Genomic DNA, 24,249 nt, shown 5'->3' with positions numbered 1-24,249 from the left:
GACAAGCGATGCAGGACCTGTTCTGGAATTTCACCATCCGGCTGCGCATGGCCGCCGCGGTGGCCATGCTGGTCGGGCTGTTCGCCGTGATCGGCGCGATGGTCTGGGCCGAGGCGGACCGGCTGGTGATCCTCGGCACGATGGCCGCGATGCTGGCGGTGGTCGTGCCGCTGACGCTGATCAACTCGGCGTCGATCGTCGCGCCGATCGCGCGCGCACGCCAGCTCGCCGACGCGATCACCCAGGGCGACCTCGGAACCCGCCTGCAGGTGCGCGGCGACGACGAGGCCGCGCAGCTGCTGCGCGCGCTGCTGAGCATGCAGGACGCGGTGGGCGCCATCGTCAGCCGCATCCGCGACTCCACCGAGGCGGTCGGCACCGCCAGCACCCAGATCGCCGCCGGCAACCAGGAGCTGTCGATGCGCACCGAGCAGACCGCCGGCTCGCTGCAGCAGACCGCCAGCTCGATGGAGCAGCTCACCGAGACGGTGCGCCAGACCGCCGACTCCGCCCAGCTCGCCAACGACCTGGCCAACCAGGCCTCCGGTGCGGCGCAGCGCGGCGGCGACGTGATGACCCAGGTCGTCAGCAACATGGAGGAGATCAGCGCCTCCAGCCGCAAGATCGCCGAGATCATCGGCGTGATCGACGGCATCGCCTTCCAGACCAACATCCTGGCGCTGAACGCGGCGGTCGAGGCCGCACGGGCCGGCGAGCAGGGCCGCGGCTTCGCGGTCGTCGCCGGCGAGGTGCGCAACCTCGCGCAGCGCAGCGCGCATGCGGCCAAGGAGATCAAGGCGCTGATCAGCGCCAGCGTCGACAAGGTCGGTGCCGGCACGCACCTGGTCCATGACGCGGGCCGCGCGATGAACGACATCGTCGGCGGCGTGCAGCGCGTCAGCGACCTGATCAGCGAGATCACCGCCTCGACCAGCGAGCAGAGCACCGAGCTCGGCCGCGTCAGCGCCGCGGTCAGCCAGCTCGACCAGATGACGCAGCAGAACGCCGCGCTGGTCGAGGAGAGCGCTGCCGCCGCCGACAGCCTGCGCACCCAGGCCGCCGCGCTGGCCTCCGGCATCAAGAGCTTCCAGGTCGGCTCGGGCGCCAGCCTGGCCGGCCCGACCCGCGCGGCGGTGCGCAAGGCGTCTTCCGGCAGCGCAGCGGCCGCGGCCCCGAAGCCGGCCGCGCCGAAGCCTGTGCCGGCCCCCGCGCCCCGTCCGGTCGCCAAGGCCCCGGCTCCGGCCGAGTCGACGCGCTCGCCGTCGCCGGCCCCCGCGCCGGTGGCCGAGAATGTCTCGACCGAGCAGTGGGAATCGTTCTGACGCGCTCTGCCGCCGTCAGTCCTGCGCCGCCCGCCTCAGTGTCTCGCTGACCGGGCGGCGCAGCACATCGCGCAGGCCCCACCAGCCTGCCAGCAGTGCCAGCGCCGCGCCGGCGGCCGTGCCCGCCAGCGGCACCCACGGCGACGGGCGCCAGTCGAAGCCGAAGACCTGCCGCGCCAGCAGCGCCGCGACGATCGCCGCCGCCAGCGCGGCCAGCAGCCCCGCCAGCGCGCCGACGCCGAGCAGCTCGGCGCGCTGCACCCGGCGCAGCAGCGCCGAGCCCGCCCCCATCGCGCGCAGCAGCGCGAACTCGCGCGCCCGCGACTCGCGCGTCGCGCTGACCGCGGCGAACAGCACCAGCAGCCCGGCCGCCAGCGTGAAGCCGAACAGGAACTCGACCGCGCGGATCACCTGGCCCAGCACCTTCTGCACCTGCGCGATCTGCACCGACACGTCGACCGACGTGATGCTGGGAAAGTCGCGCGCCAGCCGTGCGTCGAAGCCCGGCGTGGCCGGCGCGCGCAGCGCCGAGATGTAGGTCGCCGGCAGCTCCGGCATCGCCGCGCGCGGGAACATCACGAAGAAGTTCACCCGCATCGAGCCCCAGTCGACCTGGCGCAGGCTGGTGATGCGGGCCTCGACCGCGGTGCCGGCGACGTCGAAGCGCAGGCGGTCGCCGAGCTTCAGGCCGAGCGTGCGCGCCAGGCCTTCCTCGACGCTCAGGCCGTCGGCCTCGTCGGGCTGCCAGCGTCCCGCCACCAGGCGGTTGTGGCCGGGCAGCCGCGCGTCATGGCTGAGGTTGAACTCGCGCTCGACCAGGCGCTGCGCCCGGCCGTCGGCGTACTGCTGCGGCGTGACCTCGCGGCCGTTGATCGCGGTCAGCCGGCCGCGGATCATCGGGTACCAGTCGTAGGCGCGCACGCCGCTCTCGGCGAGCGTGCGGCGGAAGTCGTCGGCCTGCTCGGGCAGGATGTTGATGACGAAGCGGTCGGGCGCATCGGCCGGGGTGGCGGCACGCCAGCTGTCGACCAGATCGGTGCGCAGCAGCACCAGGACGGTCAGCGCCATCAGCCCGATCGCCAGCGCGCTCACCTGCAGCACCGCCAGCGCCGGCCGCGCGGCGATCTGTCGCGTCGCCAGCGCCAGCCAGCGCGGCGCGCCGGTGTCGGGCACCAGCCGGCGCAGCAGCCGCACCGCCAGCCAGGCGGCGGCGGCGAACACCGCCCAGGCCGCGGCGAAGCCGCCGACGGCGATGCCTCCGAGCTTCAGGTCGCCGCCGGCGAGCACCAGCAGCGCCGCGTAGCCGGCCAGCCCGGTGCCGAGCACGCCGACCGAGGCGGGCTTCAGTCCGCCCAGGTCGCGGCGCATCACCCGCAGCGGCGGCACCTGCGCCAGCTGCAGCACCGGCGGCAGGCCGAAGGCGGCCAGCAGCACCATGCCGACCGACAGCCCGAACAGGCCGGGTCCGGCGCCGGGCGGCGGCAGGTCGGCCTCGACCAGGCCGGCGAGCAGCCGCACGAAGACCTCATGCACCGCCAGGCCGCCCAGCACGCCGATCAGGCTGGCCGCCAGGCCGACGAGCAGCAGCTCCAGCCCGTAGACCGAGGCGATGCGCCGCTGCGACAGGCCCAGCACCCGCAGCATCGCGCAGGCGTCCAGATGCCGGGCGGCGAAGCCGCGCGCGGCGATGCCCACCGCCACCGCCGCCAGCAGCGCCGCCAGCACCGCCACCAGCTGCAGGAAGCGGCCGGCGCGGTCCAGCGCCTCGCGCATTTCCGGGCGCGCGTTGTCGAGCGACTCGATGCGCGCGCCGCGCTGGCGCGTGGCGGCGATGCGCTCCTCGGCCCAGGCGACGAAGCCGCGCACGGCGGTCTGGCGGCGCTCGCCGGCCGGCGCGGCGACCGCCAGCCTCCAGCTCACCCGGCTGGCGGGCTGGATCAGGCCGGTGGCCTCCAGGTCGGCCTCGGCCAGCATCACCCGCGGCGCGAAGCTCATGAAGCCGGCGTCGCGGTCCGGCTCGGCCAGCAGCACCGCGCCGATGCGCAGCCCGGCGTCGCCCAGCATCAGCGTCTGGCCGACCTTCAGCCCCAGCGCGTCGAGCACCGCCGCGTCGACCCAGGTCTCGCCGGCGGCCGGGCCGTGCACGACCGCTCGGCCGGCCTCGCCGTCGCGCCGGGCGATGCGCAGCTGGCCGCGCAGCGGATAGTCCGACGACACCGCCTTGACCGAGACCAGCCGGGTCGCGCCGCCCAGCGCGTCGGGCGCGCGCGCCATGCTCGGAAAGCGCGCGCTGCGCGCCACCCGCAGTCCCATGCGCCGCGCGGTCTGGCCGAACTCGGCCGGCAGCGGCTGGTCGCTGGCGATGACCGCGTCGCCGCCGAGCAGCGTCTGCGCGTCGCGTGCCAGGCCGGCGGCGAGCCGGTCGGCGAAGAAGCCGACCGCGCAGATCGCCGCCACCGCCAGCGCCACCGCCACCAGCATCAGCCGCAGCTCGCCGGCGCGCAGGTCGCGCCGCAGCTGGCGCCAGGCCAGCGTCAGCACCGAGGGCGGGCGGGGCGGCGGGGCGGTCCCGGGGCGGGCGGGCAGGGCAGTGGCGCTCATGGCGCCCGACCATACACCAGCGCCGTCGGCGCTTCAGAACGCAGCATGCAAAGTCGCAGAACGCGCCAGGGCGGCCGAGGTGCTTCAATGGATCCACCATGAACACCCCGCTGCCCACCCTCTACCTGTCCCACGGCTCGCCGATGATCGCGATCGAAGACTCGCCGGCGGCGCGCTTTCTCGACCGGCTCGGCCCGGTCATCGAGCGCACCTTCGGCCGGCCGCGCGCGGCGCTGGTGGTCTCGCCGCACTCGTCGACCCGCCAGCCCTTCGTGCTGGCCGGCGCGCGCCACGAGGCGATCCACGACTTCGGCGGCTTTCCCGCGGCGCTGTACGAGCAGCGCTACGACGTCGCCGGCGATCCGGCGCTGGCGCGCCAGGCCTCGCGCCTGCTGACCGAGGCCAGCATCGCCGCGCCGGCGGTCGAGGCCGACGGGCTCGACCACGGCATCTGGACGGTGATGAAGCGCGCCTGGCCGGGCGCCGAGGTGCCGGTGGTGCCGCTGACGCTGGTGCCGACGGCCTCGCCGGCGCAGCAGTGGGCAGTCGGCGCGGCGCTGGCGCCGCTGGCCGCCGAGGGCGTGCTGGTGATCGGCAGCGGCGCGATGACGCACAACCTGCACCGCTTCTTCGGCCTGCGCGGCCAGACCGAGGGCACCGCGCCCGATGTCGCCGCCTTCCAGGGCTGGGTGCGCGACCGCGCGGCCGCGCGCGACTGGCCGGCGCTGTTCGACTACCGCCGCCAGGCGCCCTCGGCCGCGCAGCAGCACCCGACCGACGAGCACTGGCTGCCGTTCTATGTCGCGGCCGGCGCCGGGGGCGACACCGCCGGCGTGCGCATCCACGACAGCGTCGACGCCGGCGTGCTGGCGATGGACGGCTACGCCTTCGGCCCGCAGGCCGAGCGGCTCAACCAGGCGCTGCAGGCCGCCTGAGCGGCGATCCGGCCCGATCCAGATCAGGCCGGGTTGTCCAGATCGATGAAGCGGTGCTGCAGGCCGAACTCGGCCGCGAGCCGCGCGCCCAGCGCCTGCGCGCCGTAGCGCTCGGTGGCGTGGTGGCCGCAGGCGAGAAAGGCGCAGCCCGTCTCGCGCGCGATGTGCGCCTGCGGCTCGGAGATCTCGCCGGTCAGGTAGACGTCGGCGCCGGCGGCGATCGCCGCCTCGAAGTAGCCCTGGGCGCCGCCGGTGCACCAGGCCACCCGCCGCACCGGCCGGCCGTCGCCGGGCGCGACGACGGGCACGCGGCCCAGCGTGGCCTGCACGCGTGCCGTCAGGGCCTCGAGCGTGCAGGGTCCGTCGGCCGGCACGCCGATCAGCCCGAGCGCCCTGTCGCCGAAGCTGCCCTCGACCGCCAGGCCCAGCTCGGCGCCGAGCCGGGCGTTGTTGCCGACCTCCGGGTGCGCGTCCAGCGGCAGGTGGTAGGCGTAGAGGCTGATGTCGTGCGCCAGCAGCGCCGCCAGCCGGCGCTTCATCCAGCCGGTGACCCGGCCGTCCTGGCCGCGCCAGAACAGGCCGTGGTGCACGACGATCGCGTCGGCGCCGTCGGCCGCGGCGGCCTCGATCAGCGCCAGGCTGGCGGTCACGCCGCTGACGATGCGGCGCACGCGCGCGCGTCCCTCGACCTGCAGGCCGTTGGGACCATAATCCGAAAAACGTCCGCTCTCGAGCAGCCGGTCCATCCAGCCTGCGAGCGTGTCGCGGTCCGCGCCCCCGCCGTCGTCGGTCCTCAGGTCCTCAGTCACTCTTTCCATCTCCGGTTGTCCGTTCATGCGCAGGCTCTGGCTCATATTCTCGCAGGCCGTCACGGTGGCGCTGGCCGCCGTCTTCGTGCTGGCCACGCTCAAGCCGCAGTGGCTGGGCGGGCGTCCGGGCAGTGCTCCGGTGCAGTTCAGCATCACGCAGGCGGCGCCGCTGCCGCTGGCCTCCGCCTCGGGCACGCCGGGCAGCTACGCGCCGGCGGCGCGCCGGGCCTCGCCGTCGGTGGTCAGCGTGATGGTGTCGGCGGCGTCCGACGGCGAGGGCGCGCGTGCGGGCAACGACCTGCGCCGCTACTTCGGCGACCAGGAGGGCGGCGGGGGCGCGGGCAGCGGCTCGGCCGTCATCGTCTCGGCCGACGGCTACCTGCTGACGAACAACCATGTGGTCGAGAGCGCCGGCCAGATCGAGATCGGCCTGGCCGACGGCCGCCGCGTCGCGGCCAAGGTCGTCGGCACCGATCCGGACAGCGACCTGGCGGTGCTGAAGGTGCCGCTGGCCGGCCTGCCGGCGATCACCTTCGGCGACGCCGACGCGCTGCAGGTCGGCGACATCGTGCTGGCGATCGGCAACCCGTTCAACGTCGGCCAGACGGTGACCTCGGGCATCGTCAGCGCGGTCGGCCGCACCGGGCTCGGGCTCAACACCTTCGAGAACTTCATCCAGACCGACGCGGCGATCAACCCCGGCAACTCCGGCGGCGCGCTGGTCGACATCAGCGGCCAGCTGCTGGGCATCAACACCGCGATCTACTCGCGCTCGGGCGGGAGCATGGGCATCGGCTTCGCCATTCCGGTCACGACCGCGCGCCAGGTGATGGAGGGCCTGATCTCCGAGGGCGTCGTCACGCGCGGCTGGATCGGCGTGCAGCCCAGCGACCTGACGCCGGACATGGCCGAGTCCTTCCAGCTCCGCGTCGATCACGGCGTGCTGATCACCGGCGTGCTGCAGGACGGCCCGGCCAGCGCCGCGGGCATGCAGCCCGGCGACGTGGTGCTGCGCGTCGGCCAGACCGAGGTGGCCAACACCGCGCAGCTGCTCAACGCGGTGGCCTCGCTGCGGCCGCAGACCCAGGCGGTGGTGCGGGTGCAGCGCGGCGAGCAGACGCTGGACCTGACCGTCAAGGTCGCGCAGCGACCGAAGGCCAAGGTGCAGCGCCGGCAGTGAGGCGCGGGGCGCTCAGGCGTCGGTCCTGCCGGAGGAGCCGCCGTCCTCGTCCGGGGCGGCCGAGTACGTCATGAAGAAGCCCGAGGCCCAGATGCCGACCTCGTAGAGCATGCCCATCGGGATCAGCAGCGCGATCATCGACACCGCGTCCGGCGGCGTGACCATGCCCGCCACCGCCGCGGCGGCGACCCAGAAGTAGCGGCGGAACTCGCGCAGCTGTGCCACCTCGACGATGCCCAGGCGGGTCAGCACGACCACCGCCACCGGCACCTCGAAGGCCACGCCGAAGGCGATGAACATCGTCAGCACGAAGTCGAGGTAGGCCTCGATGTCCGGGCTGACGGCCACCGAGGCCGGCGCCATCTTCTGGATCGCCGGGAAGGCCTGGCCGAACACGAAGAAGTAGCAGAAGGCCACGCCGAGGTAGAACAGGATCGTGCTGCTGGCCACCAGCGGCAGCACCAGCCGGCGCTCGTGGCGGTACAGGCCGGGCGCGACGAAGGCCCAGACCTGGTGCAGCACCCAGGGCAGCGCCACGCCGAGCGCCACCAGCAGCGTCACCTTGATCGGGATCAGGAAGGGCGAGACGACGCCGACGGCGATCATCTTCGAGCCTTCGGGCAGCGACTTCACCAGCGGCATCGCCAGCAGGTCGTAGACATGCGACGGGCCGGGATAGAAGCACAGCAGCGCGAAGATCGCCGCGACGCCGTAGATGGCGTGCAGCAGGCGGTCGCGCAGCTCGATCAGGTGGCTGACGAAGGGCGCCTCGGTCCCGGCGAGCTCGTCGGGTTGGTGATCAGGGCTCGAACTCACGATGGGGGCGGAGAGGCGATGGAGGAAGGATCCCGGCGACGGGGCCGGGAGTCGGGGTCAGCCGCGGCGCGGCGGACGGAAGCGGGCGACACGCGCGGCACCGGACTGCACATGGCGGCGCACGCCTTCGCGCTGCTTGTACCACTGCGGGGTGGCCGAGCGCTTGATGCGCCAGTTCTTGCGCACCGGCACCGGGCCGGGCACCGCCGGGCTGCTGTCCCAGCTGTAGGGCTCGTAGGTCGGAGCGGGCTCGTCGTGGCCGTCGCTGCCGGAGCCCAGCGCGGCATTGACCTGGCCGGTGGCCTCGTCGAGGCCGCGGCTGACGGACTGGCCGACGTCGCGGGCGGCCGTCTCGAACTCGCGGCGGACCTTGTTCAGCTCCTCGAGCTCGATCGAGCGGTTGACCTCGGCCTTGACGTCGGCGACGTAGCGCTGCGCGCGGCCGAGCAGCGTGCCCGCCATGCGCGCCACGCGCGGCAGCCGCTCCGGGCCGATCACGATCAGCGCGATGCCGGCCACCAGCATCAGCTTCGAAATGCCTATGTCGAGCATGCGGCGCGTCCCTGCGGGATCACTGCTTGGTCTTGGCCTCGACGTCGATCGCCTGGCTGTTGTCGACGCGCTTCTCGGCGACCTGGGCCGGGCTGCCTTCGGCCGGCTTGTCGCCGTCCTTCATGCCATCCTTGAAGCCCTTGACCGCCGAGCCGAGGTCGGAGCCGATGTTCTTGAGCTTCTTCGTGCCGAAGATCAGCACGATGATGACGAGGAAGATGATCAGGTGCGTGGTGGACAGTCCCATGGGGGTGCTCCGTGTCGGGTTCGGTGGGTGGCGCGGCGGATGCGGCCGGATTCTAGGTGGGGGCGCTCAGCCCTGTTTCCAGGGGCGCGGGCCGCCCATCACGTGCATGTGGAGGTGGTAGACCTCCTGGCCGCCGTCCGGGCCGGTGTTGACCACGGTGCGGAAGCCGTTGTCGGCGCCGTGCTCGCGCGCCAGCTTCGGCGCCAGCAGCGCCATGCGCCCCAGCAGCGCCTGGTGGCGCGGCTCGGCGTCGGCCAGCGTGGCGATGTGCTCGCGCGGGATGATCAGCAGGTGCACCGGCGCGGCCGGGCGGATGTCCTTGAAGGCGATCAGCTCGTCGTCCTCGTGGACCTTCTGGGCGGGGATCTCGCCGGCGGCGATGCGGCAGAAGATGCAGTTCGGGTCGTGGCTCATGGCGGCAGCTCCGGCTAGGCGTGCGTCGATGCGTGAAAGGGGGCGGTGCGGCTCAGCGCGGCCGGCTGGCGAACTCGGCCAGGCCCGACAGGCCCTCGCGGCGCTCGAGCTCGGCGATCACCTGCGCGGGCGTCAGGCCGAACTGCGCCAGCGCGACGATGCTGTGGAACCACAGGTCGGCGACCTCGTAGACGATCTTGGCCGGGTCGCCGTCCTTGGCGGCGATGACCACCTCGGTGGCCTCCTCGCCGACCTTCTTCAGGATGGTGTCGGTGCCCTTGTGGAACAGGCGCGCGACATAGCTCCTGTCGGGGTCGCCGCCGCGGCGCGAGGCGATCACCTCGGCCAGTCGGGCCAGGCTGTCGGTCGAGGAGAGGGCGGCGGCGGGAGAGGCGTCGGTCATCGGGGCGGGGGCGCTGGCGCTCATGAGCGGTAGATGGTGGCGGGATCCTTCAGGACCGGGTCGACGGCCTGCCAGGTGGGCTGGCCGTCGGCGCCGGTGCGCAGCTCCTCGAAGAAGCAGGAATGGCGGCCGGTGTGGCAGGCGATGCCTGGCTCGTGGCCGAGCTGCGTGATGCGCAGCAGCACCACGTCCTGGTCGCAGTCGATGCGGATCGAATGCACCTTCTGCACATGGCCCGATTCCTCGCCCTTGTGCCAGAGGCGCTGGCGCGAGCGGCTCCAGTAGACCGCCTCGCCGAGCTCGGCGGTGCGCGCCAGCGCCTCGCGGTTCATCCACGCGAACATCAGCACGTCGCCGCTGTCCTTCTCCTGCGCGATCACCGGCACGAGGCCGTCGGCAGTCCAGGTGATTCTTTCCAGCCAGTCCATGGCCGTGGAGTGTAGCAACGTCGATCCGGCGCCGATGGCGGCCGCCGCGGTGCGGTCGATTGTTACAAAAGGTGCGCGATGGTGCGGTATTGGGCCGATCGGCCATGGCCGCGGGCACCTACCGTGTGCAGGCCTGGCGGGGTGTGCAGTTCCTATCCGGCAGTCCGTCCGAGCGACGGATCCGGGGCAGCGGACTGGGCATGGCCGAGCAGGCCTGCCGCACGAGATGAACTGCCATTGCCCGAGGCCCAGATGACGCTGTCGCGAGTTCCTTCCGCCCCCCTTTCCGTCGTGCCTGCCCTGCTGCTGGCCGGCCTGCTGTCCGGGGCGCATGCGCAGACGGCGCCGACCGGCGGGGAACTGCTGCGGGAAGCCGAGAAGACGGCGCCGCGTCCGGCGGCGCCGACGCTGCCCGAGCCGGCCCGGCCGGCCCCGGTCGACGACGGCGCCGGGGCGGCCGTGCTGGTGCGCTCGTTCCGCATCGAGGGCGCCCGGCTGGTCGACGAGGCCGAGCTGCAGGCGCTGCTGCAGCCCTGGATCGGCACCCGCGCCGGCATGGCCTCGCTGCGCCGCGCCGCCGATGCGCTGGCCGAGCTCTACCGCGAGCGCGGCTACCTGGCCCGCGCCTGGCTGCCCGAGCAGGAGATCCGCGACGGCGTGGTGCGCCTGCGCGTCGTGGAGGGGCGGCTGGCGGATCTGCGCATCGAGCGCACGCAGGCCGAGCGCGCGCTGCCCGACGAGACCCTGCGCGCGATGATGTTCGCGCGCCAGCAGCCGGGCGAGCCGGTGCGGCCGGACGATCTGCAGCGCGCCGTCGCGCTGCTCGACGAGATGCCCGGCATGCACGCGGCCTCGGTGCTGGAGCCCGGCGAGCGCGAGGGCGAGTCGCGCATCATCCTGGCGGTGACCGGCGCGCCGCTGCTGTCGGGCAGCATGCAGCTCGACAACGCCGGCGCGCGGGCCACCGGCGAGGCCCGGGCGACGCTGAACCTGTCGCTCAACGCACCGCTGGCCCGGGGCGACCAGTGGCAGTTCTCGGGCAACCTCAGCGAGCACTCGCGCTATGCCCGGCTGGGCGCGTCGATGCCGCTCGGTGCGGACGGCCTGCGCGTCGGCGTCGCGGCCTCGGCGCTGGACTACGCCTACACCCTCGGCGCGGTCGGCTATGACGGCGATGTCGCCACGACCTCGGCCACCGTGTCCTGGCCGGTGCTGCGGCGCGCGGCCCGCAACCTGACGCTGTCGGCGACGGCCGAGACGAAGCGCTTCCGCAATGCGGTCGCCGGCACCCCGCTGAGCGACAAGTCGGTCGACAAGGTGTCGCTGGCGCTGCAGGGCGACCGCCAGGACGCCTGGGGCGGCGGTGGCGTGTTCATGGGCTCGCTGCAGATCGATGGCGGCCGCCTGGACCTGTCGGGCAATGCGGCCGACCTGGCCGCCGACCAGATCGCCGGCGGCCCCGGCCGCGACGGGCATTTCGCGAAGCTCGTGGCGACGCTGTCGCGGCTGCAGCGCCTGAGCGCCACGCAGACGCTCACGGTCACCGCGACGGCGCAGGCGGCCCGCCGCAACCTCGACTCCTCCGAGAAGCTCCAGCTCACCGGACCGCAGGGCGTGCGGGCCTATGGCGTGTCCGAGCCCAGCGTGGACCGGGGCGTGCTGCTGTGCGTGGACTGGCGCCTGCAGCTGCGCCCGGGCTGGTTCGCGGGCGTATTCCATGACGAGGCCCGCGGCTGGCGCGACGCGAACGAGAACGCCTCGAGCAGCACGCCGAACCGGCTGATCCTGCGCGGCACCGGCCTGTCGCTGTCCTGGGATGCGCCGGGAGACATCCAGGTCCGCGCCAGCGTGGCCTGGCGCGACACCGCCAATCCGGCCCGCAGCCCGGCCACCGGCCAGGACGCCGACGGCACGCGCCGCCACACGCGACTGCTGGTCACGGCCGCCCGGGCCTTCTGATTCTTCCGCTTCCCCCGTTTCCCCCCATTTCCCCGCTTGCAGTGCAGAGGTAGAGAACATGAAGAACCGCGGACCTGGTGCGATCAATCGCGTGTACCGGCTGGTCTGGAACGAGGCGACCGGCACCCATGTGGCGGTGGCGGAGCACTGCAGCGGTCGCGGCAAGGGGCGCTCGGGCATGGCGCGCCTCCTGCTGGCGGCGACGCTGACGGGGGCGGCGGCGCTGCCGGCGCAGGCTGCGCCGCCCGCCGCGGGGGCGCTGCCGCAGGGCGGGGTGACGGTGCAGGGTCAGGCGCAGTGGACCCAGTCGGGCAGCCGGCTGCAGGTCGACCAGGGCTCGTCGCGCGCGGCGATCGACTGGCAGCGCTTCGACATCGGCAGCCAGGCCGAGGTGCGCTTCAACCAGCCCTCGTCGTCGGCGGTGATGCTGAACCGGGTGACCGGCGCCGATCCCTCGCAGATCTTCGGCCGCCTGAGCGCCAACGGGCAGGTGCTGATGGTCAACCCGAACGGCATCGTCTTCGGCAAGGGCTCGCAGGTCGACGTGGGCGGGCTGGTGGCCTCGACGCTGAATCTCTCCGACGCCGACTTCATGGCCGGGCGGCTGCGCTTCACCCGCGGCGCGGGCAGCGCCGGCGTGATCAACGAGGGCGAGCTGAGGGCGGCCGACGGCGGCTATGTCGCGCTGCTGGCGCCCGAGGTGCGCAACCAGGGCCTGGTGCGTGCGCGGCTCGGCACGGTGGCGCTGGCCGGCGGCGACGCGGTCACGCTGGACCTGCAGGGCGATCGCCTGCTGGGCGTGCGCGTCGATCCGGCGACGCTGCGCACGCTGGTCGAGAACGGCCAGGCCATCGAGGCCGAGGGCGGCCAGGTGATCCTGGCGGCCGGGGCCGCGCGGCAGCTGCAGCAGCAGGCGGTGGCCGGCGCGGGCGGTGCCAGCGAGCTGGTCGAGCGCGACGGCGTGGTGCGTCTGGTCGTCAACACCGGCCGCATCGGCGCGGCCGGCGGCCAGGTGACGGTGCAGGGCGGCCAGGTCGACCTGGGCGGAAGCATCGCGGCCCGCGACGGCGGCACGGTGCGCATCGAGGCGGCCTATGTCGGCCAGTCCGGCTCGATCGACGTCTCCTCGTCGCAGGCCGCCGGCGGCACCGTGCAGGTCGGGGCCGACACGGTGGTGCAGACGGCCGGAGCGCAGGTGCTCGCCGAGGGCGCGACCGCGGGCGGCACGGTGCGGATCGCCGGCCCCACCGGCGGCGCGGCCGGCTCGATCCTCTATTCCTCGGCGACGCTGAGCGCGCGCGGCACCGGCGAGGGCGCCCGCGGCGGTGCCATCGACCTGACGGCCGCCAGCGTGCAGCTGCGTGCCGCCACCGTCGACGCCAGCGGCACGGCCCAGGGCGGACGCGTGCGCGCCGGCGGGGGCTTCCACGGCGCCGATGCCGATCTGGGCAACGCCGGCGCGCTGGGCGTGAACGCCTCGACGGTGCTGCGTGCCGATGCGACCGGAGCGGCCGGGCAGGGCGGCGAGGTGGTGGCCTGGTCGGACGGCCGCACCGTGTTCGCCGGCTCGATCAGCGCGCGCGGCGGCTCGCGTTCCGGCGCCGGCGGCACCGCCGAGGTGTCCGGGCACGAGGCCCTGGTCTTCCAGGGATCGGCCGATCTGTCGAGCCGCTCGGGCGAGGCGGGGCGGCTGCTTCTCGACCCGCGCAACATCCTCGTCGACAACGCCGGCACGGCGCTGGCGAGCCTGGAGATGAGCGATCCGACGCCGGATGCCGGCAACGGCTTCGGCAGCACGGTCAGCGTGCTGTCCAACGGCAATGTGGTGGTGACGGCGCCGCAGGCGGCCACCGGCGCGCTGGCCCAGACCGGCGCGGCCTATCTGTTCAGCAGCAGCTCCGGCGCGCTGCTGTCGAACCTGCGCGGCACCAGCGCCGGCGACAAGGTCGGCTCGGGCGGCATCCGGCTGCTGGGCAGCGGCCACTACCTGGTGCTGAGCCCGGACTACGGCACCGTCGCCGGGCGCACCGTCACCGGCTTCGAGGTCACCGATTCGACCGGCAATCGCTCGGCGCCCGCGCCGAGCGGCATCTATGCGCTCCAGAGCGGGGCCAGCGCCTCGGCTGGCGCGATCACCTGGCAGAGCCGGACCGGCAGCGGCTCGGCGCTGGTGAGCGCGACGAACAGCCTGGTGGGCAGCACCGCCAACACCGACAGCATGGTGCCGCACGGCTACAGCGGCCAGACCGTCACGAACCAGGCTGCCGTCACCGTCACCGCGAACGACCGCCTGGGCGCAGCCGACACGCTCGACGGCAATCTGACCTCCGTCCTGCGCCCGGGCACGCGCATCACCGAGCTGGCGGACGGCAACCTCGCCATCGCCGTGCCCACCTGGTACAACGGCCGCGGCGCGGTGGCCTGGATGAACGCCAGCACCGGCGTGCTGGCCGATGGCAGCGGCGGCGGTGCGATCTCGGCCGGCACGGCACTGGTCGGCACCACGCCCAACCGCACGCTCGCGCCGGTGTCGACCTCGGCGAGCGACGCGACGAAGAAGGTCTATGTGCTGGGCCAGCGCATGCCGTACAACCCGGACTACTACGGCGTCGACCAGGACCGGTTCGACGCCTCGGCGCCGGTGAGCCTGACCGACAACGGCGTCAACCGGCGCAGCACGCCGCCGGGCGCGGCCGGCGACATGATCGGCCTGTGGGTGACGGCGCTGCCCGGCGGGGCCTATGTGGTGAACTCGCCGCTGTGGAGCAACGGCGCGGCCACCTACGCCGGCGCGGTCACCTGGGGCGGCAGCGGCGGCGCGGTCGGCGCGGTCGGCACGGGCAACAGCCTGGTCGGCAGCAGCGCCTACGACTTCGTCGGCAGCGGCGGCGTCAGCAAGGTCGGCAGCGGTGGTGCCAACTACCTGGTCGGCAGCCAGTACTGGAGCGGCAACGGCAATGCGGCGGCCGGCCGCTTCCTCGACAACAACCCCGACGGCGCGGTCACCTGGGTCGACGGCAGCAATGGCCATGCCTTCGGCGCCGCATCGTCCGGCGCGGCCGTCGGCGCCGCCAACAGCCTGATCGGCTCGGCCGGCGACACGCTGGGCAGCCTGTCGAGCTCGCTCAACACCTATGTCACCACGGCCAACGATTACAACTCCACGTCCTACGTCAGCACCTGGACCTATGCGTCCCGGCTGCAGGCGGGCAGCAACGGGCTGAAGCTGCTGACCAATGGCAACTACCTGGTCGTCGACACCGCCTGGAACAGCGGTCGCGGCGCGGTCAGCTTCGGCACCGGCGCCGCCGGTCTGGCCGGCGTGGTCGCGTCCGGCAACAGCCTGGTGGGCTCCAGCGCGCAGGACAAGGTCGGCGCCAGCGTCGTCGAGCTGAGCGGCGGCAACTATGTCGTCGCCTCGCCCGACTGGGACAACGGGGCCGCGGTCAATGCCGGTGCGGTCACCTGGGGCAGCGGCAGCAGCGGGCGCACCGGCAGCGTCGGCAGCGGCAACAGCCTGGTGGGCTCGGGCGCCTACGACCAGGTCGGCTCGGGCGGCGTGCTGCCGGTCGGCAGCCTGGGCAGCGACGGTCTGCGCGCCAGCTACATCGTCCTGAGTCCGCAGTGGGGCAACCGCGGCGGCGCCTCCGCCAGCACGGTGGCCTACGGCGCGGTGACCTGGGTGCGCGGCAGCGACGGACAGATCACCGGCGCCGCCGGCACCGGGGCCGCGGTCTCCGCGACGAACAGCCTGGTCGGCGACCACGCCGGCGACTATGTCGGCAGCGTCCACTACGCCGACAGCCGCAGCGGCAGCTGGAGCGGCGACGGCTACTACCTGCAGCCCACCGCCTGGGACGCCGTGCTGACCTCGGCCGTGGAGGTGCTGTCGAACGGCGACTATGTCGTGCGCAGTCCCGGCTGGGACAGCGGCAAGGGCGCCGCGACCCTGGGCTCGGGCAGCACCGGGGTGGCGGGAACCATCGGCGCGGCCAACAGCCTGGTCGGCGCGGTGTCGGACGTGATCGCCACGACGACCTCCAGCGCCAGCCGCGCAGGCTCCAGCTGGACCGACACGACGTCCTCGCTGACCACCACCGGCGACCATGTCGGCCTGCTGGGCGGCGCGCTCGCCGGGGGCGCCTATCTGGTCGTCAGCCCGTTCTGGGGCTCGGGCAAGGGCGCGGTGACCTGGCTGGGCAGCGGCAACACCGCCGGCACGGTCTCGTCCGCCAACAGCCTGGTCGGCAGCACCGCCGACAGCTTCGGCAATGCCAGCCACACGACGCTGACGGCCGTCGGCGACCGCCTGGGCACGCTGGCCAGCAGCCAGTGGACGACGCCGGTCGTCTCCACCGCGACGATCGGCGGGCAGACCGCGACCACGACGACGAGCCGCCCTGTCGGCCCCTACGCCTCGGCCTCGGCCTACGAGGTCAGGAACAATGCGCAGGTCCTGCTCGGCCGCAACTACGGCGTGACGGCGCCGCGGTCGCTGAACCTGCAGGACGACGGCTACGGCGGCCTCTACACCGACTTCCAGCTCAACGTCACGCCGATCTACCAGGCGCTGTCGGGCGGCAATCTGCTGGTGGCCAGCCCGAACTGGAACAACGGCGCTGCCACGCAGGCCGGCGCGGTGACCTGGATCAACGGCAGCACCGGCCTGCTGGCCGACGGCAGCCGCGGCGGCACGCTGTCCGCCAGCAACAGCCTGGTCGGCAGCCACACCGCGGACTACATCGGTCTGCGCCTGCCGGTCGACGGCGTCACCGAGCTGGGCAACGGCAACTTCGTGCTCGCCAACCCGCAGTGGCACAGCGAGCGCGGCGCGGTGACCTGGGGCAGCGGCACGGCCGGGGTGACCGGCACGATCTCCGACGCCAACAGCCTGGTCGGCACGACGCCGTCGTCGGACATGACGGTCAGCACCACGTACACGCAGATCGCCGGCATGACGACCGCGTCGGACTATGTCTATCGCCACATCGCCGGCAAGGGCTGGAACAGCGACTGGCCCGACCGCGCCACCTCGAAGGACGGCGACCGGGTGGGCTTCGGCGGCGTGACCGCGCTGGCCGACGGCAACGCGGTCGTGGCCTCGCCGTTCTGGGGCTCGACCGGCGCCTGGACGATGGCCGATGCGCCGCCCTCGAAGGGTGCGGCCACCTGGATCGACGGCGGCACCGGCCGGCTGATCGACGGCGCGTCCGGTGGCGCGGTCAGCGCCGCGAACTCGCTGGTCGGTCGCGTCGCCGGCGATGCGGTGACCTACTCGGCCTATGTCGACGACAGCAGCGGTGCCCATTCCTTCTACGGCGGTGCGGGCATCACCGCGCTGGCCGGCGGCCGCTACGTGGTGAGCAGCCCGTGGTGGTCGGACGGTGCGGCCACCGGCGCCGGGGCCGTGACCTTCGGTGCGGCCGGTGGCGTGGCCGGAGAGGTCTCGATCGCCAACAGCCTGGTCGGCTCGACGAGCGGCGACCATGTCGGCATGGCCGACTCGATGCTCGATCCCGTCACCTGGGTCAGCACGGTGCGTCCCGGCGTCGTGACGGTCACCAGCGGCGGGCAGACGAACTACGTGGTCCGCTCCTGGCGCTGGACCAACGCCGACGACCGGGCCTCGGGCGGGGCGCAGGCCGGCGCCATCACCTGGGTGGACGGCACGACCGGCCGGGCCTACGGCGAGAGTTCGTCGGGTGCGGCGGTGGGCCTGGGCAACAGCCTGGTCGGCTCGGTCGCGGGCGACCAGGTCGGTGCGCAGTACGTCGCGCTGCAGGATCCCTGGGGGAGTGCGACGACGCCCACCGGCGACCTGCTCTTCTATTCGAACCTGGCCTATTGCGGCGAGGCCGGCTATGGCGCGGTGACGCTGCTGTCGGGCGCGCAGGGCGCGGCCGGCCGGATCGGCTGGCGCAACAGCCTGCTGGGCCTGGCGCCGACCTCCGGCGGGCAGGACACCTCGACCCTCGGGGTCAACAGCATGAGCAGCGACCTGCGCGCGCTGGTGCTGCCCGGTGCGGTGACCAGTGCGGAACGCGTCGGCGGCCGGCCCCTGGTCTGGGCCGCCCCGAACGCGAACTCGGGCAGCAACAGCACCCGGCTGTACGCGATGACGCTGGTCGACGAGAGCGCCTCGGGCGGGCGCATCGTCGATCCGGTCCATGCGGCCGGTGCCAGCAACTGGAGCGGCAGCCTGCTGGCGAGCAGCACCGCCGGCTATGTCGCCGCCGGCGGCAGCGGCACGAGCGGGCTGCTGGGCTTCAGCGCCAATGCCTCGACCGACATCGTCATCACGCCGGCGACGCTGACCGGTCTGCTCGACGCCGGCACCGACGTGACGCTGCAGGCCAGCAACGACATCACGGTGGCGCGGGCGATCCGCACCTCGGCGGGCGGGCAGGGCGGCGACCTGACGCTGGAGGCCGGGCGCAGCATCCGCATCGATGCCGACATCACCACCGACAACGGCAACCTGACGCTGATCGCCAACCAGTCGGTGGTCGCCGGCGTGGTCGACACCGCCTGCAGCAGCTGCACCTCCGAGATCGTTCAGCGCGCCGGCACGGTGCTGGACGCCGGCACCGGCCAGGTCTCGGTCACGCTGGCGAAATCGACCGACAAGACCGCCAACGCCGCCGGCGACGTGCTGCTGGCCTCGGTCGACGGCCAGTCGGTGAGCCTGATCAACGCCGGTCTGTCGGCCTCGGGCGCCGGGCGTGGCCTGCGCTTCCAGTCCGGCGCGGTCATCGGCAGCGGCACGACGCAGTCGCTGCGGCTCGAGGCCGGTGGCGAGAGCGCGAGCGGCGGCGGCATCGTGCTGGCCGGCGACACGCAGCTCGTCGGCGCCAGCGGCGCGACGCTGCAGGCGGCGGCGGCCGACGCGACCGGCCAGGCGCGCTTCGGCGCCACCGGGGGCGACTTCGCGATGACGGCTGCGGAAATGGGCGCGATCGTCAGCCAGTCGAGCGGCTTCTCCGACCTGCGCTTCGGCCGTGCCGACCAGAGCGGCGCGACCGTGCTGGCGGCGCTGGACTTCAGCCAGGCCGCGATGAAGCGTGGCGGCGCCACGCTGGATGCCGATCTGATGCTTCAGGGCGGCAGCGGCGGCCTGAGCGCCGGTGGCGCGATCGTGTCCGGTGCCGCCACCGACCGGCATCTGGCGCTGAAGGCGGACGGCGGCACGCTGGCGCTGGGCGCGGTCATGGTCACGGCCGGCACCGGTCACCTGGTGCTCGACACCGGCACCGGCGGTGCGGTGACCCAGGGCGCCGGCGGCACCCTGGCGGTCGGCCGTCTGCTGCTGCAGGGCAGCGGCAGCGCGACGCTGACCGGCAGCGGCAACGCCATCGGCACGCTGGCCGGCCAGATCGGCACCGCCTCGGTGAAGAACGCGGCCAGCACGCTCACCGTCGGCACGGTGGGCGCGACGAGCGGGTTGGCCTTCGTCAGCGGCGGCACGCTGCAGGCCGCCGGGGCCGGCAGCGACGTGGTGCTCGATCAGCCGGTCGCCACCACGTCGGGCCTGCTGGTCATCGCGGCCGGGCGCAATGTCGTCAACAACAACGCCACCGACACCGGCCTGCAGCCGGGCAGCGGGCGCTACCTCGTCTACTCGAGCAGCCCCTCCGGCACGACGGAGGGCATGAGCACCTACGCCAAGCACTACAACCAGAGCTACGTCGCTGGCTCGACCCCGGCCTATGCCGGCTCGGGCAACTGGTTCCTGTACAGCGTCGCCCCGACGCTGACCGCCTCGGTGGGCGCCGGCTCGACGATCACCTACGGCGATCCGGGGGCCGCACCCGGCGTGAACCTGACCGGCTTCATCGACGGCGACACCCAGGCCAGCGCCACGAGCGGCAGCCTGGCCAGCACCACCAGCAGCTACACCGCGTCGGGGGCGGGCTTCATTCCGGTCGGGACCTACACCGTCACGCTGACCGGCCAGGGCACGCTGGCCTCGTCGCTGGGCTATCAGATCTCGGTGACCTCCGGCTCGAGCAGCTTCACCGTCAATCCGAAGGCGGTCGCCGTCTCCGGCCTGAGCGCCGCCAGCAAGGTCTATGACGGCAGCACCTCGGCCGTGGTCAGCGGCAGCGGTGCGCTGACCGGTGGCGGTGCAAGCAGTGGCGATGGCAAGGTGATGAGCGGCGATGCGGTCGCCTTTGGCGGGACCGCGGCGGGCGCCTTTGCCGATCGCCATGTCGGCACCGGCAAGAGCGTGACGCTGTCGGGCGTCAGCCTGTCCGGTGCCGATGCGGCCAACTACACCGTCAGCGCCGGTTCGGTGACCGCGGACATCACGCCGAAGAGCCTGAGCGTGAGCGGGACGACGGCGGCGAACAAGGTGTACGACGGCACGACGGCGGCGACGCTGAGCGGGGGCACGCTGGTCGGCGTGGTCGGGTCGGACGCGGTGACGCTGACGCAGGCGGGCAGCTTCGCGGACCGCAACGCCGGCAGCGGCAAGACGGTGACGGCCAGCGACAGCCTGGGCGGTCTGGACGCCGGCAACTACACGCTGGTGCAGCCGAGCGGGCTGAGCGCGGACATCACCCGCAAGGCGATCACGATCAGCGGCACGGTGGCGGCGGGCAAGACCTATGACGGCACGAGTGCCGCGACGGTGAGCGGCGGCAGCCTGGGCGGACTGATCGGTGGCGACACGGTGAACATCACCGGCAGCTTCGCGGACCGCAACGCCGGCAGCGGCAAGACGGTGACGCTGGCGCTCGATGGGGCGGATGCGGGCAACTACGACATTTCCGGCAGCGGCCAGACGCAGACGAGCGCGGACATCACGCCGAAGAGCCTGAGCGTGAGCGGGACGACGGCGGCGAACAAGGTGTATGACGGCACGACGGCGGCGACGCTGAGCGGGGGCACGCTGGTCGGCGTGGTCGGGTCGGACGCGGTGACGCTGACGCAGGCGGGCAGCTTCGCGGACCGCAACGCCGGCAGCGGCAAGGCGGTGACGGCCAGCGACAGCCTGGGCGGTGTTGATGCCGGCAACTACACGCTGGTGCAGCCGACCGGGCTCGTGGCGGACATCACGCCGAAGAGCCTGAGCGTGAGCGGGACGACGGCGGCGAACAAGGTGTACGACGGCACGACGGCGGCGACGCTGAGCGGGGGCACGCTGGTCGGCGTGGTCGGGTCGGACGCGGTGACGCTGACGCAGGCGGGCAGCTTCGCGGACCGCAACGCCGGCGGCGGCAAGGCGGTGACGGCCAGCGACAGCCTGGGCGGTCTGGACGCCGGCAACTACACGCTGGTGCAGCCGACCGGGCTGGCGGCGGACATCACGCCGAAGAGCCTGAGCGTGAGCGGGACGACGGCGGCGAACAAGGTGTACGACGGCACGACGACGGCGACGCTGAGCGGGGGCACGCTGGTCGGCGTGGTCGGTTCGGACGCGGTGACGCTGACGCAGGCGGGCAGCTTCGCGGACCGCAACGCCGGCAGCGGCAAGGCGGTGACGGCCAGCGACAGCCTGGGCGGGCTGGACGCCGGCAACTACACGCTGGTGCAGCCGAGCGGGCTGAGCGCGGACATCACCCGCAAGGCGATCACGATCAGCGGCACGGTGGCGGCGGGCAAGACCTATGACGGCACGAGTGCCGCGACGGTGAGCGGCGGCAGCCTGGGCGGACTGATCGGTGGCGACACGGTGAACATCACCGGCAGCTTCGCCGACCGCAACGCCGGCAGCGGCAAGACGGTGACGCTGGCGCTCGATGGGGCGGATGCGGGCAACTACGACATTTCCGGCAGCGGCCAGACGCAGACGAGCGCGGACATCACGCCGAAGAGCCTGAGCGTGAGCGGGACGACGGCGGCGAACAAGGTGTACGACGGCACGACGGCGGCGACGCTGAGCGGGGGCACGCTGGTCGGCGTGGTCGGGTCGGACGTGGTGACGCTGACGCAGGCGGGCAGCTTCGCGGACCGCAACGCCGGCAGCGGCAAGGCGGTGACGGCCAGCGACAGCCTGGGCGGTGTTGATGCCGGCAACTACACGCTGGTGCAGCCGACCGGGCTCGTGGCGGACATCACGCCGAAGGCGGTCACGCTGGGCGGGGCGAGCGCTGCGGACCGCGTCTACGACGGCACGACCGCCGCGGCGGTCAGCGGCGGCAGTCTGGTCGGGCGGGTCGGCAGCGACGCGGTGAACGTCATCGGCAGCTTCGTCGACCGCAACGCCGGCAGCGGCAAGACGGTGACGCTGGCGCTCGACGGCGCGGATGCGGGCAACTATGTCCTCTCCGGCATTGGCCAGACGCAGACCAGCGCGAGCATCACGCCGAAGAGCCTGAGCGTGAGCGGGACGGTCGTGGCGAACAAGGTGTACGACGGCACGACGACGGCGACGCTGAGCGGGGGCGCGCTGGTCGGCGTGGTCGGGTCGGACGCGGTGACGCTGACGCAGGCGGGCAGCTTCGCGGACCGCAACGCCGGCAGCGGCAAGGCGGTGACGGCCAGCGACAGCCTGGGCGGTCTGGACGCCGGCAACTACACGCTGGTGCAGCCGAGCGGGCTGAGCGCGGACATCACCCGCAAGGCGATCACGATCAGCGGCACGGTGGCGGCGGGCAAGACCTACGACGGCACGAGCGCCGCTACGGTGAGCGGCGGCAGCCTGGGCGGACTGATCGGTGGCGACACGGTGAACATCACCGGCAGCTTCGCGGACCGCAACGCCGGCAGCGGCAAGACGGTGACGCTGGCGCTCGACGGCGCGGATGCGGGCAACTACGACATTTCCGGCAGCGGCCAGACGCAGACGAGCGCGGACATCGCCCCCAGGCCGGTCACGCTCGGTGGCACGGTGGCGGTCGGCAAGACCTACGACGGCACGAGCGCCGCGACGCTCGGCGGGGGCAGCATCGGGGGGCTGGTCGACGGTGACAGCGTTGTCATCGCAGGCCAGTTCGCCGACCGCCATGCCGGCAGCGGCAAGACGGTCACGCTGTCGCTCGCCGGCACGGACGCGCGCAACTATGTCGTCTCCGGCGCGGGCCAGACCCAGGTGACGGCCGACATCGCGCCCCGGCCGGTCACGCTGCAGGGGGCGATCTCGACCGGCAAGACCTACGACGGCACGACGGCGATCACGGTGAGCGGCGGCGCGCTGGTCGGCGTGGTCGAGGGCGACGCGGTCACGCTGTCCCGCAGCGGCCACCTGGCCGACCGCAATGCGGGCACGGGCAAGGCGGTGATCTCCACCAGCACGCTCGGCGGCGCCGATGCCGGCGACTACGCGCTGGTCCAGCCGACCGGGCTGGTCGCCGATGTCGCGCCGCGCGAACTCGCGATCGTCGCGGCCGACCAGCGCAAGGTCTACGGCGATCCGGACGTGGCGCCCGGTTTCTCGGTCGGTGGCGCCGGTCTGGCGCAGGGCGATGCGGCCGCGGCGGTGCTGTCGGGCAGCCTGGGCACGGCCCGCGGCGCCGAGGCCACGGCCGGGACGCATGCGATCACGCTGGGCACCCTGACGGTCGATGCCAACTACCGGATCACCGCGTTCGTGCCGGCGACGCTGACGGTGGACAAGGCGGCACTGACGGTGTCGATGAATCCGGTCTCCAAGGTCTATGGCGCCGAGGATCCGGTGCTGACCTGGTCGGTGGAGGCCGGCCAGCTGCGTCATGCCGACGGGGCGTCCGTGGTCCGGATGCAGGCGACGACGGCCGCCGGAGCGCAGGCCACCGCCGGCACGCACGTCGTCAGCGGACAGGCCTCGGCCGACAACTACGAGATCCGCGTGATCGACGGCACGCTGACGGTGACGCGTGCGCCGCTGACCGTCACCGCCGACGACCAGGCCCGGACGGCCGGCGAGCCGGGGGCCGCGCTGACCTGGCGTGTCGACAGCCGCCAGCTGCGCCACGCCGACACGGCCGGCGTCGTGTCCGGCGTGGTGCTGGACGCGCCGCAGGGGGCGGGCGTGCCGCCGGGCAGCTATCCGATCCGGATCGCGTCCGCCTCGGCCGCCAACTACGAGCTGACGCTGGTCGACGGCACGCTGACGGTCAAGCCGTCTCCGGCGGTGAAGGCGGAGAACCTGCAAGGCCAGGTCGGTTCCGGCGTCGCCGCGCCGCGCACGCCGCCGGTCTCGCCGGCCGGAACGGGCGCGGGCGCCGGGGTGCCGGGATCACTGACCGTGGTCGGCGGCGGCCTCTCGTCCGGTGCCGCGCCGGCGACCAGCACGGCGGCAGGTGCGGGCTCCGGCGCGGGCGATGCGGCGGCGGCTGCGGCGGCGAACCGGTCCGCGTCGACCAGTCTGAGCGTGCTGCGTCCGGCCTTCCAGTTCGGCGCGGCCGATCTGGGCAGCGGCGTGGCCTGCGATGCGCTGTTCAACAAGCCGGAAGGCGCGTCGGTGACCTACTCGGCGGTGCAGGCGGACGGTTCGCCGCTGCCGTCCTGGGTGGCGTTCGACAGCCGCAGCGGCGTGCTGCGCAGCGCGGCGCCGGCGGGCGAGCGGGTCGACGGCCTGGACATCCGGGTGACGGCCAAGACGCAGGACGGCCAGTCGGCGACCTCGCTGGTCCAGCTGCGCATGCCGCAGTGAACGGTG

Annotated in this window: 13 protein-coding genes; 5 read left to right on the top strand and 8 right to left on the bottom strand. The window is 73.5% G+C overall.

All coding sequences use genetic code 11. The features are described from left to right. Window positions 1-8 precede the first annotated feature (8 nt). Window positions 9-1,322: a methyl-accepting chemotaxis protein gene (locus tag HNQ01_RS04880; RefSeq protein ID WP_217427404.1), complete on the top strand. Its 1,314-nt coding sequence runs from the start codon at window positions 9-11 to the stop codon at window positions 1,320-1,322. A 15-nt stretch (window positions 1,323-1,337) separates the two neighbouring features. Here HNQ01_RS04880 and HNQ01_RS04875 read toward each other — a convergent pair whose 3' ends face one another. After that, on the bottom strand, window positions 1,338-3,923 hold the full coding sequence (locus tag HNQ01_RS04875; RefSeq protein WP_286180471.1) for an ABC transporter permease: 2,586 nt from the start codon (window positions 3,921-3,923) through the stop codon (window positions 1,338-1,340). Between the two features lie 98 nt (window positions 3,924-4,021). Here HNQ01_RS04875 and HNQ01_RS04870 point away from each other — a divergent pair, with 98 nt between their 5' ends. Beyond that, window positions 4,022-4,858, top strand: a complete 837-nt coding sequence (locus HNQ01_RS04870) for a DODA-type extradiol aromatic ring-opening family dioxygenase (protein WP_173804243.1) — start codon at window positions 4,022-4,024, stop codon at window positions 4,856-4,858. A gap of 23 nt (window positions 4,859-4,881) precedes the next feature. Here the strand turns inward: HNQ01_RS04870 and HNQ01_RS04865 are convergent, their stop codons facing one another. Continuing rightward, on the bottom strand, window positions 4,882-5,676 hold the full coding sequence (locus HNQ01_RS04865) for a Nif3-like dinuclear metal center hexameric protein (RefSeq protein WP_173804242.1): 795 nt from the start codon (window positions 5,674-5,676) through the stop codon (window positions 4,882-4,884). A gap of 16 nt (window positions 5,677-5,692) precedes the next feature. Here HNQ01_RS04865 and HNQ01_RS04860 point away from each other — a divergent pair, with 16 nt between their 5' ends. Next, entirely contained in the window at window positions 5,693-6,847 is a 1,155-nt protein-coding gene (locus tag HNQ01_RS04860; RefSeq protein WP_173804241.1) for a S1C family serine protease, read from the top strand. A 12-nt stretch (window positions 6,848-6,859) separates the two neighbouring features. On the opposite strand, the gene tatC is transcribed toward HNQ01_RS04860, so the two are convergent. From tatC to hisI, 6 genes are all read right to left on the bottom strand, one after another. Next, window positions 6,860-7,663: a twin-arginine translocase subunit TatC gene (gene tatC / locus HNQ01_RS04855; protein WP_173804240.1), complete on the bottom strand. Its 804-nt coding sequence runs from the start codon at window positions 7,661-7,663 to the stop codon at window positions 6,860-6,862. Window positions 7,664-7,720: 57 nt separating this feature from the next. Further along, window positions 7,721-8,215, bottom strand: a complete 495-nt coding sequence (gene tatB / locus HNQ01_RS04850) for a Sec-independent protein translocase protein TatB (RefSeq protein WP_173804239.1) — start codon at window positions 8,213-8,215, stop codon at window positions 7,721-7,723. Window positions 8,216-8,234: 19 nt separating this feature from the next. Then, window positions 8,235-8,462 (bottom strand): Sec-independent protein translocase subunit TatA, encoded by a 228-nt coding sequence (gene tatA / locus HNQ01_RS04845; protein WP_173804238.1) that lies wholly within the window; start codon window positions 8,460-8,462, stop codon window positions 8,235-8,237. A gap of 66 nt (window positions 8,463-8,528) precedes the next feature. Further along, window positions 8,529-8,876: a histidine triad nucleotide-binding protein gene (locus HNQ01_RS04840; protein WP_173804237.1), complete on the bottom strand. Its 348-nt coding sequence runs from the start codon at window positions 8,874-8,876 to the stop codon at window positions 8,529-8,531. 52 nt (window positions 8,877-8,928) lie between these two features. Further along, window positions 8,929-9,279, bottom strand: a complete 351-nt coding sequence (locus tag HNQ01_RS04835; RefSeq protein WP_173804236.1) for a phosphoribosyl-ATP diphosphatase — start codon at window positions 9,277-9,279, stop codon at window positions 8,929-8,931. Window positions 9,280-9,299: 20 nt separating this feature from the next. Next, window positions 9,300-9,707 (bottom strand): phosphoribosyl-AMP cyclohydrolase, encoded by a 408-nt coding sequence (gene hisI / locus HNQ01_RS04830; RefSeq protein WP_173804235.1) that lies wholly within the window; start codon window positions 9,705-9,707, stop codon window positions 9,300-9,302. Window positions 9,708-9,998: 291 nt separating this feature from the next. Between hisI and HNQ01_RS04825 the strand changes: the two genes are divergently transcribed. Together HNQ01_RS04825 and HNQ01_RS04820 are read left to right on the top strand one after the other, a co-directional pair. Next, the gene (locus HNQ01_RS04825; RefSeq protein WP_173804234.1) at window positions 9,999-11,666 is read left to right on the top strand and encodes a ShlB/FhaC/HecB family hemolysin secretion/activation protein; all 1,668 of its coding nucleotides are present in this window, start codon (window positions 9,999-10,001) and stop codon (window positions 11,664-11,666) included. 58 nt (window positions 11,667-11,724) lie between these two features. Next, entirely contained in the window at window positions 11,725-24,243 is a 12,519-nt protein-coding gene (locus tag HNQ01_RS04820) for a YDG domain-containing protein (protein ID WP_173804233.1), read from the top strand. The last annotated feature ends 6 nt before the right edge of the window (window positions 24,244-24,249 follow it).

This window comes from Sphaerotilus uruguayifluvii, from assembly GCF_013294065.1.
Classification (GTDB): Bacteria; Pseudomonadota; Gammaproteobacteria; order Burkholderiales; family Burkholderiaceae_C; genus Sphaerotilus; species Sphaerotilus uruguayifluvii.
This window is presented reverse-complemented; position numbering and strand designations above follow the sequence as displayed.

Coding starts and splice junctions, on each gene's coding strand:
- HNQ01_RS04835 (WP_173804236.1), bottom strand. CDS start 9,279: ATGACCGACGCCTCTCCCGCCGCCGCCCTCTCCTCGACCGACAGCCTG.
- hisI (WP_173804235.1), bottom strand. CDS start 9,707: ATGGACTGGCTGGAAAGAATCACCTGGACTGCCGACGGCCTCGTGCCG.
- HNQ01_RS04840 (WP_173804237.1), bottom strand. CDS start 8,876: ATGAGCCACGACCCGAACTGCATCTTCTGCCGCATCGCCGCCGGCGAG.
- tatA (WP_173804238.1), bottom strand. CDS start 8,462: ATGGGACTGTCCACCACGCACCTGATCATCTTCCTCGTCATCATCGTG.
- HNQ01_RS04860 (WP_173804241.1), top strand. CDS start 5,693: ATGCGCAGGCTCTGGCTCATATTCTCGCAGGCCGTCACGGTGGCGCTG.
- HNQ01_RS04870 (WP_173804243.1), top strand. CDS start 4,022: ATGAACACCCCGCTGCCCACCCTCTACCTGTCCCACGGCTCGCCGATG.
- HNQ01_RS04820 (WP_173804233.1), top strand. CDS start 11,725: ATGAAGAACCGCGGACCTGGTGCGATCAATCGCGTGTACCGGCTGGTC.
- HNQ01_RS04865 (WP_173804242.1), bottom strand. CDS start 5,676: ATGGAAAGAGTGACTGAGGACCTGAGGACCGACGACGGCGGGGGCGCG.
- HNQ01_RS04880 (WP_217427404.1), top strand. CDS start 9: ATGCAGGACCTGTTCTGGAATTTCACCATCCGGCTGCGCATGGCCGCC.
- HNQ01_RS04875 (WP_286180471.1), bottom strand. CDS start 3,923: ATGAGCGCCACTGCCCTGCCCGCCCGCCCCGGGACCGCCCCGCCGCCC.
- tatB (WP_173804239.1), bottom strand. CDS start 8,215: ATGCTCGACATAGGCATTTCGAAGCTGATGCTGGTGGCCGGCATCGCG.